Raw genomic sequence first — 12,701 nt, 5'->3', positions numbered from 1 at the left:
GTGCCGCCTTGTGGAACAGTTCTTATTGTCTAGCACAAAAAAGTGCGGAAATCAATAATTTGCTTTTGCACGTGCACAGAGAGCCACACTCGCACTCTGCCCAACAAAAAGGCAAAGTGATTCGAAACGGCTACAGAGCCATCCCGCAGCTGCAAATCTCAGTCGCCCTTGCCCGGTTCGGCGGAGAAATACTGCTCGTACTTGTTGGCGACGCCGTCCATCTCCTTGGCCTCGGGCAAGGCATCACGCTTGACCGTTATATTCGGCCAGATCTGGGCAAATTCGGAGTTGATCTTGAGCCATTTGTCGAGACCCGGTTCCGTATCCGGCTTGATCGCCTCCGCGGGACATTCCGGTTCGCAGACGCCGCAGTCGATGCACTCGTCGGGATGGATGACGAGGAAGTTTTCGCCTTCATAAAAACAGTCGACCGGGCAGACCTCGACGCAGTCGGTATACTTGCAGCGGATACAATTGTCGGTCACGACATACGTCATGCAGCACTCCAGGACTCTCACGGATCAGCGGCACGTCGACGGATGGGAAGCGCCGGCACACCGGAAAGCCGGGAGAGGCGAAAACCCAACTGCGAAACTGACAGGAGGTAGGCGGATCCGGCTTTTCGACAGTCAGGTAAAGCCTTTGGCTTGGCTTAGCAAGGATATCCGTGCTGAAAACCAACGCGTAGCGGGTGGTTTTTTCTAATCCAGGTCCGCGTCGAGACCAGGAATCAGTCGATCGGTCTCCCGGCGCTCCTTCTTGGTCGGCCGCCCGCTTCCCTGGGCGCGTTGCGCCTGCTCGAACAGCGTCAGCCTTCTGGTTTCTTCAGAAGGCGGGCTGATGTCTTCGTAGAGCAGCCGGGCCTCTTCGAAAGGACCCCGCCGTTCCCCGCCGGTCTTCACCACCAGCACAAGATCGCGACGCTCGAGCTTGAGATCGATGCGGTCGCCCGGCTTCACCTGGGAGCTCGGCTGGGAAACCAGATCGCCATTGACCCGCACGTGGTTGGAGCGGATCATATCCTGGGCGATCGACCGCGACTTCGCCATGCGGGCAAAAAACAGCCACTTGTCGATGCGCTGACGCGAACCGGATTGTGGCTGTTTTTCCGTCATGGCCTACTTCTTCATCTGCTCCTTGAGAGCTGCAAGCTTTGCAAAGGGCGAATCGGGATCGATCGGCTTTTCCTTGCGCGGCGGCTTTGCCTCGAAGCGAGCGGGCTGCGGCCCTTTGCCGCGGTCGTTGCGGTCCGGACGAGGACCGCCTTCGTGGCGCTCCCCACGGTTCGGACGATCGCCCCCGCGGTTGCCGCCATTGTTGTTGTTATTGTTGTCTGGCCGGCGATTGTTGTCGCGGTTGGGCTTGCCGCCGTCCCGGCGATCACCACCGCCGTTCGGACGCGCATCGCGCCGCTCGCCACCGTCGCGACGACCCTGAGCCGGCTGGCCCGCTGCTTCGCCCCCGGCGTTGTTGCGCTGGCCGCCATAGCCACGACGATCGCCATGCTGCGGACGTCCGCCACGCTGGTTGTTTTCACGACCGCCGCCCGGACGCCACAACAGGACCGGTTTCGGCTCTCCAGCCTCGGCAGCCTTTGCCTCGTCGGTCGGTTCGGCAGCCGGCGCCTGCTCCGCGGGAGCTTCATCGGAAGCAACCGGCTCGGTTGCCGAAGCTTCGGCCGGAGCAGCTTCCGCCGAGCTCTCGGCCGGAGCGGCTTCAGCAGCCGTCTCGGCCTGAGCCTCGCTCGCATCGGCATCATCGGTTTCGGAAACCTCCGGCGTCTCTTCTGCCGGAGCCGAAGCGGTGGCAGCCACAGCGCCCGCCGAACCGACGTCCTGGCCCGCCAGGAATGCCTGCGCTTCTTCCGCCTTCACGGCATCGGCACGATATCCGAGACCTTTCAGGATTTCTTCCATGTCGTCCGGCGTAGCACCCAGAATGGAAAGCATGGCGGTCGTGGCCACGAAGCGGCGGCCGTCATAGGCCCCTTCCGGACGCGGCGTCGCACCGGGCTTCCACTGCAGAAGCGGACGGATGAGATCGGCAAGGCGCTCCAGGATGTCGATACGCACGGCGCGCTTGCCGAGGAAACGAAAACCCGCAAGCTTGTAGAACATCCGCTCGAAAGTCGGATCGGCGACGACCGACGTGCGTCCCGCGGCCAGAGCCGGGATGAGATCGCCGTAACCGGGCTTGTCGAGACCGTCATTCCCCAGCGCCCAGAGAAGCGTGATGAGCTCGGCCGGAGCCGGCTTCAGAAGCAGGGGCATGAAGACGTGGTAGGCGCCGAAACGGATGCCGTAGCGGCGCATCGAGGCGCGCGCATCCTGGTCGAGCGACTTCACGTCGTCGGCGACATCCCGCCGGAACAGCACGCCAAGATTTTCGACGAGCTGGAAGGCCAGCCCCTTGGCGAGACCCTGAAGGTCTTCGGCGCGCGACAGATCGTCGAGCGGCTTCAAGACCGTCGCGATGTGATGATTGACGAAGCGCTCGAGGCGGGCGAGCACATGTTCGCGCGCATTGCCGGTGAGCTGCTCGTCGGCAAGCAGGATGACGCGCGGACGCATGACATGCTCGCTCGCGGCAAGACGGGCTATAGGCTCGCCGAGCCAGCGCACGAAACCATCGGATCCGACCGCCAGGTCGCTGTTGCCCGATGCATAAAGCCTTGCCGCCCGCGCCTCGAATTCGAGCGCCAGCGCTTTCTGAGCGGCACCCTGCACCGCCTTGGCGTCGGGCCCCTCGGTTCCCGAAACGGGCGTGAACCGGAAACCGGCCAATTGCCCGACGTGATGTCCTTCTACAAAGACATCGCCATTCACACTGATTTCAGCTTCCAGCATCGCATTCTCTCTCAGGCGCTTCATGAGCACAGATGTCCTGCGATCAACAAAGCGTTTCGTCAACCTTTCATGTAGCGCGTCCGATAACCTATCCTCTATTTCCCGTGTCTTTTCTTGCCAGTGTGTCGGATCGGCAAGCCAACCAGGGCGATTAGAGACGTAGGTCCAGGTCCGGATCTGCGCTATGCGGGCCGACAGTGTGTCGATTTCACCATCGGTGCGGTCGGCGCGGCGGACCTGTTCCGCCATGAATTCTTCGTTCACCGTCCCGAAGCGTACAAGATCGGAAAAAAGAGTCGAAATAAGGTCGGCGTGCTGCGCCGGCGCGATACGCCGGTAGTCCGGCAGGGCGCAGGCTTCCCAGAGCTTCTCGACCCGCTGCGGCGTCGTCGCGATGTCCTTGATTTCCGGATAACGCGAAAGATAATCAAAGGCTTGGCTGTCGGTCGCAGGAAGCGCCCGCGTCAGGCCTGCAAGGGTTGGCGCAGCGTCCAGGCTTTCCCGGAGAGCCTTGAGCGACGAAAAATCGAGATTCTTCGAACGCCATTGCAGCACTTTTACCGGATCGAAGTGGTGGCTTTCGATTCGCTCGACCAATTCGTCCTCGAAAGGCGCGACCTGGCCGGTCACGCCGAACGTCCCGTCCCGCACATGCCGCCCGGCGCGGCCGGCGATCTGCGCGAGTTCGGCAGGATTGAGGCTGCGGAACTGGTAGCCGTCGAATTTCCGGTCCTGGGCGAACGCCACGTGATCGACATCGAGATTGAGCCCCATGCCGATCGCATCCGTCGCCACGAGATATTCGACGTCGCCGGACTGGTAGAGGCCGACCTGCGCATTGCGGGTACGCGGGCTGAGCGCGCCGAGCACCACCGCCGCACCTCCGCGCTGGCGGCGAATGAGCTCGGCGATCGCATAGACCTCGTCGGCCGAAAACGCCACGATGGCGGAACGCTGCGGCAGCCGGGTAATCTTTTTCTGGCCCGCGTAAAAGAGCTGCGAAAGGCGCGGTCGCTCGACGACGGTTATTCCCGGCAGAAGCCGTTCAAGGATAGGCCGCATGGTCGCGGCGCCCAGAAGCAGCGTTTCATCGCGCCCGCGCAGGTGCAGGATACGGTCGGTGAAGATATGGCCGCGCTCGAGATCGCCAGCGAGCTGCACCTCGTCGATCGCGACGAAAGAGGCCTTCGTCTCGCGTGGCATCGCCTCGACGGTGCACACGGAAAAGCGGGCATTCGGCGGAGTGATCTTTTCCTCGCCGGTGACCAGCGCCACCTGGGAGACGCCGACCTTCTCGACAAGGCGCGTATAGACCTCGCGCGCCAGCAGCCGGAGCGGCAGGCCGATCACGCCGGTACCATGCGCCACCATTCGCTCGATGGCATAATGGGTCTTGCCGGTATTGGTGGGTCCGAGGACGGCGGTGACGCCGCGCCCGCTGAGCATCATGGGCTGGAAATTCAAAGCCTGGTTCCGCGCATCACATAACGCCTGGGTTTCGCGCTTTCGCCCAAAACCCCAAGCTTCGCAACACATGGCGATCTCGGCCGGCAAACGCAAGCCTGTAGAAATGGTTTTGCGGCCGAAGAATGCCGGCGGGGGCATCGAATCGCGAAAAGGCGATTCGAATTTTACAGGTGAAGGAACAGACGCGAACGAATCGGAGACGAATCGCAGACTCGGGAGGATTCAGCTTTTGTTCACCGCTACATATTGATGAGACTCCGGATTTCTCCACGACATCCTGAATCTGTACCGGACTCGAGTGCACACAAATTGGAGATTCACCCGCAAGCTGCACGTTCACGAAGAATCGCAGGAGTCAATCCATTGATATGGTTAACATTTCGTTAGCCGATTCAGGTGGTTGAGGCGCATTTCGGACGCTGAATTAACATTCGGGTCAAAGGCGGAACGAATCGCTGACGAATCACAGACATCCCTGTTTTCGCGGTTTGTTTCCCACAACATATGGTAGGTATCCATGGGACAGACCCGCAAGAAAATCGCCCCGCTGAATTCGGAAATCGCGAATCTCCGCCTGCCGTTAACGTTGGCTAACGCACTTTAACCACGCGGAAGAGCACACGTTTGCAAGCCCATGGAACAAAAATCGCGGCGCCACGTTTCCTCGCCAAATCCATATCGGATTGTCTAGCGGAGTAGAAAATCATGCTCGGAACCGTGTTGCTCGTCATCCTCATTCTGCTACTCATTGGCGCGTTGCCGAATTGGGGCTATAGCCGAGGCTGGGGTTATGGTCCGTCGGGCGGATTGGGCCTCGTGGTCCTTATCATCATTATCCTGCTGCTGATGGGCAGGATTTAAAAGCGGCGTAGCCGTGTGTACCAAGGGAAGGGAAAATAACATGATGAAGAAGATCCTGATTGCGGCTTGCATGATCGGCACGCTCGCGTCCTGTACTGCGACTGAACGGGGCACCGCCATCGGTGCCGGCACGGGTGCCGTTATCGGCGGCGCCGTGACGAATAGCTGGGGTGGCGCAGCAGTCGGCGCAGTTGCCGGCGGTCTTGTCGGCGCCGCGATCGGCCAGTCCTCGGAACGCCGCGGATATTGCATCTATCGCGACCGTTACGGCCGCCGCTACGAGGCTCGTTGCCGCTAGTCGCGGGACAGTCATCCAGTCCCTCAGGACCGGCGCCCGAGCAATCGGCGCCGGTTTTGTTTGGCCGAAACAATGCCGCCGTTAACTCCTGGCCAAAGCCGGAACGAATCGCCGACGAATCGGCGACATCGCCCGTTTCCCGGTTTGTTCACCTCCATATATCGTGGAAAAACAATCCGTTAACCATATAAACAGGCCGTTTCGACGCACGAATATGCGCCGAAACCCGTCCAAAGGTTAACGCCGGAGATCACCCCGCAAAGAACTGGCCGCCATTCGCCGTCAGCGTCGAGCCGGTAATGAAGCCGGCATCGTCGGATGCGAGGAAGACGACGCAACGGGCAATCTCTTCCGGCTCCCCGAGGCGTCCGACCGGGATCAGCGGAATGATCCGCTCGTTCAGCACCTTTTCCGGCACTGCCCGCACCATTTCTGTGGCGATGTAGCCGGGGCAGATGGCGTTGACGGTGATGTTTTTCGCAGCGCCTTCCTGGGCCAACGCCTTGGTAAAGCCGAGATCGCCCGCCTTGGCGGCCGAATAGTTCACCTGGCCCATCTGGCCCTTCTGACCATTGATGGACGAGATGTTGATGACGCGGCCGAAACTGCGATCGCGCATGCCGGTCCAGACCGGGTGCGTCATGTTGAAGAGACCGGTCAGGTTGGTGCCGATCACCTCGTTCCACTGTTCGGGGCTCATCTTGTGGAACATGCCGTCACGGGTAATGCCCGCATTGTTGACGAGCACCTCGATGGGGCCGAGTTCCGCCTCCACCTTGGCGATACCCTCGACGCAGGCCTGATAGCTGGAGACATCCCACTTGAAGACCGGAATGCCGGTCTCGTCATGGAAGGCCTTTGCCTTTTCTTCATTGCCCGCAAAATTTGCCGCGACACGATAACCTGCCGCTTTCAACGCGATGGAGATGGCTGCTCCGATCCCACGCGTTCCTCCCGAAACCAATGCAACCCTGCTCATGCGAATCCCCTCTTCGATTTGATCCGGTCCTTCTGTGTGACTGGATACTTACCCATTTTGACATGCTTTTAGCGAGGAGATAGTCCCGCCGCTCAGTTTTGCAACCGCGGCGGGATTATCCACAGTCATCCAATGGTATTACATGGCCTCCAGGCACATGGCGACACCCATGCCGCCGCCGATGCACAGCGTGGCAAGACCCTTCTTGGCACCGCGGCGCTTCATCTCGAAAAGGAGCGTGTTAAGGATGCGGGCGCCCGACGCGCCGATCGGATGGCCGATCGCGATCGCGCCGCCATTGACGTTGACGATCGACGGATCGAAACCGAGATCCTTGACGACGGCGCAGGATTGCGCGGCAAAGGCTTCGTTGGCCTCGATGAGATCGAGATCACCGACCTTCCAGCCCGCCTTTTCCAGCGCCTTTCGGGAAGCCGGGATCGGGCCGGTGCCCATGATCTGCGGATCGACGCCGGCGGTCGCCCAGGAAACGATGCGCACCATCGGCGTGATGCCGCGGCGGGCGGCTTCCGTTTCCGTCATCAGCACGGCAGCGGCAGCGCCGTCATTGAGGCCCGAGGCGTTGCCGGCGGTCACCGTGCCTTCCTTGTCGAAGGCGGGGCGCAGCTTGGCCATCGAATCGAGCGTCGCACCGGCGCGGATGTATTCGTCGTTTTCGACGGTGACGTCACCCTTCCGCGTCTGGATGATGTAGGGGATGATCTCGTCCTTGAAGCGGCCGGCGTTCTGCGCGGCTTCCGCCTTGTTCTGCGAAGAGACGGCGAACTGGTCCTGCTCCTCGCGGGAGAGCTGCCACTGGCGGGCGATATTTTCCGCCGTGATGCCCATGTGATAGCCGTAGAATGCGTCGGTCAGGCCGTCCTTGATCATCGTGTCGATCATCTTGAAGTCGCCCATCTTCACGCCGCCGCGAAGGTGCGCGCAATGCGGTGCCATCGACATCGATTCCTGACCGCCGGCAACGATGATCTTGGCGTCGCCAAGCGCGATCTGCTGCATGCCGAGTGCGACGGCGCGCAGGCCCGATCCGCAGAGCTGGTTGACGCCCCAGGCAGTCGCTTCCTTCGGCACGCCGGCCTTCATGGCCGCCTGGCGGGCCGGGTTCTGGCCCTCGCCGGCCGGCAGGACCTGGCCGAGGATCACCTCGTCCACTTCCGCCGCCTCGACGCCGGCACGCGCGAGCGCACCCTTGATTGCCGCAGCGCCCAGTTCATGCGCCGGGACATTGGCAAAGGCGCCATTGAAGGAGCCGACCGCGGTACGGCCGGCAGCTGCGATCACGATGGATGGGTTGGTCATGGACGTTTCCTCTTATTCGATATTTATGAGCGAGACTGGCAAAGCTTGGCCTCAGAGTCAAACGCCAGCCGGACACCGGGACGCACCTGCGGGCGCTTTCGAAAATGCCCGTTAGATTTCACGGGTTTGCTGCGCAACAAAGCAATCGCCGCGCCGCACAAATCGATTGTAAGTCCTCGTCATTTAGGCTTACATTCCTGTCGGGAGAAGCATGCCAATCGATAATGACCAAACCATATTGTTGGGAGCAGGAGGCAATCATGGCGAAGACCGAAGGCGAAATCATAATCAAGAAATATGCCAACAGGCGCCTCTACAACACGGGCACCAGCACCTATGTGACGCTGGAAGACCTGGCGAAGATGGTGAAGAAGGGCGAGGAGTTCACCGTTCAGGACGCCAAGAGCGGCGACGACATAACCCATTCGGTTCTGACGCAGATCATCTTCGAGCAGGAATCGAAGACCGGCAACACGTTGCTGCCGATTTCCTTCCTGCGGCAGCTGATTTCCTACTACGGCGACCAGATGCAGATGGTGGTGCCGACCTTTCTCGAACACTCGATGAAGGCCTTTACCGACCAGCAGGTCCAGATGCGCGAGCAGATGACGCGCGCCTTCGGCGATACGCCGCTCAGCAAGAACCTGCAGATGCCGATCCAGATGATGGAAGAACAGGTGCGCCGCAACACGGACATGTTCCGCCAGGCCATGCAGATGTTCTCGCCGTTCACGGCGCAGCCTGCGGTAACCGCCGCCAAGAAGACCGATGCCAAGGATATCGACGAGCTGAAGGAACAGCTCCGCAACCTGCAGAGCCGTCTCGATAATCTCTGAGACTGGCGATTCTCGTCAGAGCCCGATCGACACGTCACGGCCGGCCGAGCGGATCGCAACCGCAAAGCCGCCGATCACGTCGACGAAGGTGATCGTCATCAGGATGAAGAAGATCTGCGTCGCAGCATCCCGCACCAGCAGGAATTCGACCAGATAGGCGATGAAAACCAGCATCGACAGCATGTGGTTGATCAGCGAACCGCGGCCGTTGCGACTGGCTTTGAGGATTTCCACGAACAGGAAGACCAGCGAGATCACGATGATCACGTCGCCGAGTGTCATCGTCCACACCGCCCCGGACACCATCTGCAACGAACTGATGACGTTGCCGAGCGACGCGACCCCGCCGCCGCCCAGAATGCCGAGCATGGCGAGATTGTAGAGAACGAACGGGATGATCATCAGCGGTAATGCGGCAAGCATGGTCTCAAGACTCCAATCGGATGGGCCGGACTGTACGTTCTCGCCTTGCTTACGCAAGTCTTTGCGCAACTAAACAAATCATTGCGCAACAAAAAAGGCCAGCAGAGCCGGCCTTTGATGCAATAGAAGTCAGAAAACGCTTATGCGTTTTCCTTCGGCGTCAGAACCTGACGACCGCGATACATGCCGGTCTTCAGATCGACATGATGCGGGCGGCGCAGTTCGCCGGAATTCTTGTCTTCGATATAGGTCGGAGCCTTGAGTGCGTCTGCGGAGCGGCGCATACCGCGCTTCGACGGGCTCGTTTTTCTCTTCGGTACAGCCATTTTCGTTACTCCACTTGCGTGCAAAACATAATCCCCGGCCGGAACTGAGGCCGATTGGACATGTCTCGATCTCGGAAATTTGGGCGGCTTATACATGCCCTACCGGGCTTTGACCAGTCCCTGCCGGGATTTTTTGAGAAATATGCGGCTTAAGCCTCGTCCTCCGGCACGATCCAGGTTTCGGCAAGCGCCGCCTCCTGCCACTTGAGCCAGGCCGGATGGGATTTCATCGCCGCCATATAGGCAAGCGTCTCCGCATCCGTCGTCAGGTCATAAACGTCGAAGCGGCTGACGACAGGCGCAAACATCGCATCTGCTCCGGAAAATTCGCCGAACAGGAACGGCCCGCCGGACTTCGCCCTGAGTTCGCGCCAGATCGTCTCGATGCGGGCCACGTCATCCATCACGCCGTCGGCAAGGGCGATCCTCGCCTTCGGCCGGCGCATGTTCATCGGGCAGGCATTGCGCAACGCCCGGAAGCCGGAAATCATCTCCATCGAGATGGAACGCGCCACGGCGCGGTCGGCAGCGGCTTTCGGCCAGATGCCGTTGTTCGGGAAAAGCTCTGCGGCATATTCGACGATCGAAAGCGATTCCCAGACGCGAATATCGCCCTGGTGCAGCACCGGCACCTTGCCGGTCGGCGAGATCGGCTTGAATTTCGGATTGCCGGCCGGGAAATCGAAGGGGATCAGCACTTCCTCGAAGTCAATGCCCGCCGCCGTCAGCGCAATCCAGGGGCGGAGGGACCAGGAGGAGTAATTCTTGTTACCGATATAAAGGGTAAGCTTTTCCATGCGCCACATCTCCGGTTGGTTCACTAAGCCTCATAATGGCCTTAGCCGGACGCGACCAATGAAATCGGGAGACCTCAATCATAAATGCATTTGATGTAATCCCCAGAACCGCGGGCTCGGCTCTCGACCACGCCGGCTAGTCGCTGCACGCCGCGGCTCGGTTTGCCGGCGACGCGGGTGATCGGGTTGGGGAGCGCGACAGCGAGAAGTGCAGCCTGCCGGGCGCTCAGCTTCGAAGCCGGCACCTTGAAATGATATTGCGCCGCTGCCTCCGCGCCATAGATGCCCGGCCCCCATTCGGCGATGTTGAGATAGATCTCCATCATCCGTCGCTTCGACCAGACGAAATCGGCACCCAGCGCCAACGGCAGTTCCAGCCCCTTGCGGATGAAGGAGCGACCGTTCCAGAGGAAGAGGTTCTTGGCGGTCTGCATCGGAATGGTGCTGGCGCCCCGCGTCGCCTCGCCATCGAGCGCATCCTCGACCACGCCGCGCATCTGGTTCCAGTCGACGCCGCCATGGAAGCAGAACTGGCCGTCCTCGGACATCATCACCGATCGGACGAGATTGGGCGAGATCTCTTCGAGGCTTACCCAGCGCCGGTCGTATCCGCGAAACAGCGCGAGTTCCGACAGCATCAGCGTCGAGACCGGGCGGGTGAACGGCAGCGCGTAGACGAAGATCAGCAGATAGGGCAGCAGCACCAGCGCGATCGCGATCAGCACGATCCGGCGGATCAGAGTTCCGGAAACCGGGCGCCGTCGCCAGCGGGGCCTCACGGGCTCCTCCTGCACCTGCTGTTCGGGTGTGATGTCCAATATCGCACTCGTTCCTCGTTTTGAGTTTCATAACCGTTCAAAGTGGCCAAGGCGAGTCTGGCGCCGAAAACTTCGCGTGTCCTGGTGAATCGCCGTTGCCAGCCAACACTCGGCATGCCAAACAGCGGCCATGACGGACGCGAAAACGGCATTCGAAACACGCCTGCGGCAGAGCGCCGCCGAGACGGGAGCCCTGCTTTCGTCTCTCCTGTCCGATACCCCTCTTTCCGACGAGACGACCCGCCCGGCGCATCTGATGGCCGCCATGCGGCACGGGTCGCTGAACGGCGGAAAGCGGCTGCGGCCCTTCCTTGTCCGCGAGAGTGCCGCCCTGCTCGGCGGCCCGGCGGATGCGGCACTTCGGGTCGGCGTCGCGCTGGAATGCCTGCATTGTTATTCGCTGATCCACGACGACCTGCCGGCGATGGACAATGACGACTTGCGCCGCGGCCAGCCGACCGTGCACAAGGCCTTCGATGAGGCGACCGCGATCCTCGCCGGCGACAGCCTGCTGACCTACGCCTTCGACATCGTCGCCGCGCCGGAAACCGCGCTCGCCGACCGGCTGAAGACGGAACTCGTCCTCTCGCTTGCTCGCGCTGCGGGACCGGGCGGCATGGCCGGCGGCCAGGCGCTTGATCTCGCCGCGGAAAAATTGGCCCCCGACGAGGCCGGCATCACCATATTGCAGGCGATGAAGACCGGTGCGCTGCTGCGCTTTGCCTGCGAGGCGGGCGCGATCATCGCCGGCTCTGAGCCACAGCATCGCGAAAGGTTGCGGCTCTTCGGCCAGAAGATCGGCCTCGCCTTCCAGCTCGCCGACGATCTGCTCGACCTGACTTCGGACGCCGCAACCATGGGCAAGGCGACGGGCAAGGATGCCGGACGCGGCAAGGGCACGCTCGTCGCCCTGCACGGCATAGCCTGGGCGGAAGGCCGGCTCGATATTCTGACGAAGGAAGCCATGGAACTACTTGCGCCCTACGGCGAAAAGGCGTCCATTCTGCAGGAGACGGCACGCTTCATCGTCAGCCGGGAAAACTGAAAAGGGATAGGAAAAGAGAATGCCGGACGTCCTGAGCTATCTGCCCTACATGTGGCCGGCCTATGTGGCCTATGTCATCAATGTCGCGAGCCCGGGCCCGGCCAATTTCGCCATCATCGGCACCTCGATCTCGCAAGGCCGCCGCGCCGGCCTGATCACGGCGCTCGGCATCGCCTGCGGTTCTTTCACCTGGGCTTGCGCCGCAGCGCTCGGTCTTGCGGCACTGCTCCGCAACTATGCGATCGCGCTAGAGATCATGAAGGTGCTCGGCGGGATCTATCTGATCTACCTGGCCTGGAAGGCCTACAAGTCCGCGCGCCTGCCGGATTCCAAGGTCGCCCTCGGCAATGCGAAAACGAATTATACAGCGCGCCAGCTCTGGCTGCGCGGTTACGCGGTCCACGTCACCAATCCGAAGGCGATCTTTGCCTGGCTGGCGATCATTTCGCTCGGCCTGCCGGACAATGCGCCGACCTCGGCGATCCTGCTGATCATCGCCGTCTGCATGAGCTCGAGCATGCTGATCTTCACCACCTACGCGATGGTCTTTTCGACGTCCCATGCGCTGCGCGGCTACAAGGCCGCGCGACGCTGGGTCGAAGGCACGATGGCGGTGTTCTACAGCGTCGCCGGCCTGAAGCTGCTGACGAGCCGCATCTGAGCGGCTCGCCTTTCATCAGACCTT

The 12,701-nt window shown here is 61.1% G+C and carries 14 protein-coding genes; 5 read left to right on the top strand and 9 right to left on the bottom strand.

Going from position 1 to position 12,701, the window contains the following annotated elements; translation table 11 throughout:
- Nucleotides 1–158: 158 nt before the first annotated feature.
- The 3 genes from fdxA to PMI07_RS06710 all read right to left on the bottom strand — a co-directional run bounded on the left by fdxA (nucleotide 159) and on the right by PMI07_RS06710 (nucleotide 4,295).
- Nucleotides 159–497: a ferredoxin FdxA gene (gene fdxA / locus PMI07_RS06720; RefSeq protein ID WP_007771987.1), complete on the bottom strand. Its 339-nt coding sequence runs from the start codon at nucleotides 495–497 to the stop codon at nucleotides 159–161.
- A gap of 204 nt (nucleotides 498–701) precedes the next feature.
- Nucleotides 702–1,115 (bottom strand): RNA-binding S4 domain-containing protein, encoded by a 414-nt coding sequence (locus PMI07_RS06715; RefSeq protein WP_007771985.1) that lies wholly within the window; start codon nucleotides 1,113–1,115, stop codon nucleotides 702–704.
- Nucleotides 1,116–1,118: 3 nt separating this feature from the next.
- Complete coding sequence (locus PMI07_RS06710) at nucleotides 1,119–4,295, bottom strand: helicase-related protein (RefSeq protein ID WP_037085828.1); 3,177 nt, start codon at nucleotides 4,293–4,295, stop codon at nucleotides 1,119–1,121.
- Between the two features lie 723 nt (nucleotides 4,296–5,018).
- On the opposite strand from PMI07_RS06710, the gene PMI07_RS33940 reads away from it, so the two are divergent.
- The gene (locus PMI07_RS33940; protein ID WP_007775119.1) at nucleotides 5,019–5,174 is read left to right on the top strand and encodes a DUF3309 family protein; all 156 of its coding nucleotides are present in this window, start codon (nucleotides 5,019–5,021) and stop codon (nucleotides 5,172–5,174) included.
- 40 nt (nucleotides 5,175–5,214) lie between these two features.
- Nucleotides 5,215–5,472: a YMGG-like glycine zipper-containing protein gene (locus PMI07_RS06700; RefSeq protein ID WP_007775116.1), complete on the top strand. Its 258-nt coding sequence runs from the start codon at nucleotides 5,215–5,217 to the stop codon at nucleotides 5,470–5,472.
- 250 nt (nucleotides 5,473–5,722) lie between these two features.
- On the opposite strand, the gene PMI07_RS06695 is transcribed toward PMI07_RS06700, so the two are convergent.
- Nucleotides 5,723–6,451 (bottom strand): beta-ketoacyl-ACP reductase, encoded by a 729-nt coding sequence (locus tag PMI07_RS06695; RefSeq protein ID WP_007775114.1) that lies wholly within the window; start codon nucleotides 6,449–6,451, stop codon nucleotides 5,723–5,725.
- Between the two features lie 138 nt (nucleotides 6,452–6,589).
- Entirely contained in the window at nucleotides 6,590–7,771 is a 1,182-nt protein-coding gene (locus PMI07_RS06690) for an acetyl-CoA C-acetyltransferase (RefSeq protein WP_024163629.1), read from the bottom strand.
- Nucleotides 7,772–8,031: 260 nt separating this feature from the next.
- Here PMI07_RS06690 and phaR point away from each other — a divergent pair, with 260 nt between their 5' ends.
- Nucleotides 8,032–8,607, top strand: a complete 576-nt coding sequence (phaR, locus tag PMI07_RS06685; RefSeq protein ID WP_007759574.1) for a polyhydroxyalkanoate synthesis repressor PhaR — start codon at nucleotides 8,032–8,034, stop codon at nucleotides 8,605–8,607.
- Between the two features lie 15 nt (nucleotides 8,608–8,622).
- On the opposite strand, the gene PMI07_RS06680 is transcribed toward phaR, so the two are convergent.
- The 4 genes from PMI07_RS06680 to mtgA all read right to left on the bottom strand — a co-directional run bounded on the left by PMI07_RS06680 (nucleotide 8,623) and on the right by mtgA (nucleotide 10,947).
- A complete protein-coding gene (locus PMI07_RS06680; protein WP_007759576.1) occupies nucleotides 8,623–9,030 on the bottom strand; it encodes a hypothetical protein in 408 nt (135 codons plus the stop codon).
- Between the two features lie 140 nt (nucleotides 9,031–9,170).
- Nucleotides 9,171–9,356 carry a 50S ribosomal protein L32 gene (rpmF, locus tag PMI07_RS06675; protein WP_007759580.1) on the bottom strand — a complete coding sequence of 62 codons (186 nt, stop codon included), beginning with the start codon at nucleotides 9,354–9,356 and terminating at the stop codon, nucleotides 9,171–9,173.
- 149 nt (nucleotides 9,357–9,505) lie between these two features.
- Nucleotides 9,506–10,153: a glutathione S-transferase family protein gene (locus tag PMI07_RS06670; protein ID WP_007759581.1), complete on the bottom strand. Its 648-nt coding sequence runs from the start codon at nucleotides 10,151–10,153 to the stop codon at nucleotides 9,506–9,508.
- 74 nt (nucleotides 10,154–10,227) lie between these two features.
- Nucleotides 10,228–10,947: a monofunctional biosynthetic peptidoglycan transglycosylase gene (mtgA, locus tag PMI07_RS06665; protein WP_051484097.1), complete on the bottom strand. Its 720-nt coding sequence runs from the start codon at nucleotides 10,945–10,947 to the stop codon at nucleotides 10,228–10,230.
- Nucleotides 10,948–11,101: 154 nt separating this feature from the next.
- On the opposite strand from mtgA, the gene PMI07_RS06660 reads away from it, so the two are divergent.
- Nucleotides 11,102–12,016: a polyprenyl synthetase family protein gene (locus PMI07_RS06660; RefSeq protein ID WP_007759583.1), complete on the top strand. Its 915-nt coding sequence runs from the start codon at nucleotides 11,102–11,104 to the stop codon at nucleotides 12,014–12,016.
- Between the two features lie 19 nt (nucleotides 12,017–12,035).
- On the top strand, nucleotides 12,036–12,677 hold the full coding sequence (locus tag PMI07_RS06655) for a LysE family translocator (protein ID WP_007759586.1): 642 nt from the start codon (nucleotides 12,036–12,038) through the stop codon (nucleotides 12,675–12,677).
- The last annotated feature ends 24 nt before the right edge of the window (nucleotides 12,678–12,701 follow it).

Origin of the sequence: Rhizobium sp. CF080 (assembly GCF_000282095.2) — a bacterium.
Lineage (GTDB): Bacteria > Pseudomonadota > Alphaproteobacteria > Rhizobiales > Rhizobiaceae > Neorhizobium.
Note: the sequence above shows the minus strand (reverse complement) of the source record. Positions and strands in the feature narration are given on the sequence as shown.

Excerpts from the sequence above, each read along its gene's own strand:
- PMI07_RS06660 (WP_007759583.1), top strand. The coding sequence starts at position 11,102 with ATGACGGACGCGAAAACGGCATTCGAAACACGCCTGCGGCAGAGCGCC.
- fdxA (WP_007771987.1), bottom strand. The coding sequence starts at position 497 with ATGACGTATGTCGTGACCGACAATTGTATCCGCTGCAAGTATACCGAC.
- PMI07_RS06690 (WP_024163629.1), bottom strand. The coding sequence starts at position 7,771 with ATGACCAACCCATCCATCGTGATCGCAGCTGCCGGCCGTACCGCGGTC.
- PMI07_RS06710 (WP_037085828.1), bottom strand. The coding sequence starts at position 4,295 with ATGATGCTCAGCGGGCGCGGCGTCACCGCCGTCCTCGGACCCACCAAT.
- PMI07_RS06695 (WP_007775114.1), bottom strand. The coding sequence starts at position 6,451 with ATGAGCAGGGTTGCATTGGTTTCGGGAGGAACGCGTGGGATCGGAGCA.
- phaR (WP_007759574.1), top strand. The coding sequence starts at position 8,032 with ATGGCGAAGACCGAAGGCGAAATCATAATCAAGAAATATGCCAACAGG.
- rpmF (WP_007759580.1), bottom strand. The coding sequence starts at position 9,356 with ATGGCTGTACCGAAGAGAAAAACGAGCCCGTCGAAGCGCGGTATGCGC.
- PMI07_RS06700 (WP_007775116.1), top strand. The coding sequence starts at position 5,215 with ATGATGAAGAAGATCCTGATTGCGGCTTGCATGATCGGCACGCTCGCG.
- PMI07_RS06670 (WP_007759581.1), bottom strand. The coding sequence starts at position 10,153 with ATGGAAAAGCTTACCCTTTATATCGGTAACAAGAATTACTCCTCCTGG.
- PMI07_RS06655 (WP_007759586.1), top strand. The coding sequence starts at position 12,036 with ATGCCGGACGTCCTGAGCTATCTGCCCTACATGTGGCCGGCCTATGTG.
- PMI07_RS06715 (WP_007771985.1), bottom strand. The coding sequence starts at position 1,115 with ATGACGGAAAAACAGCCACAATCCGGTTCGCGTCAGCGCATCGACAAG.
- PMI07_RS33940 (WP_007775119.1), top strand. The coding sequence starts at position 5,019 with ATGCTCGGAACCGTGTTGCTCGTCATCCTCATTCTGCTACTCATTGGC.
- PMI07_RS06680 (WP_007759576.1), bottom strand. The coding sequence starts at position 9,030 with ATGCTTGCCGCATTACCGCTGATGATCATCCCGTTCGTTCTCTACAAT.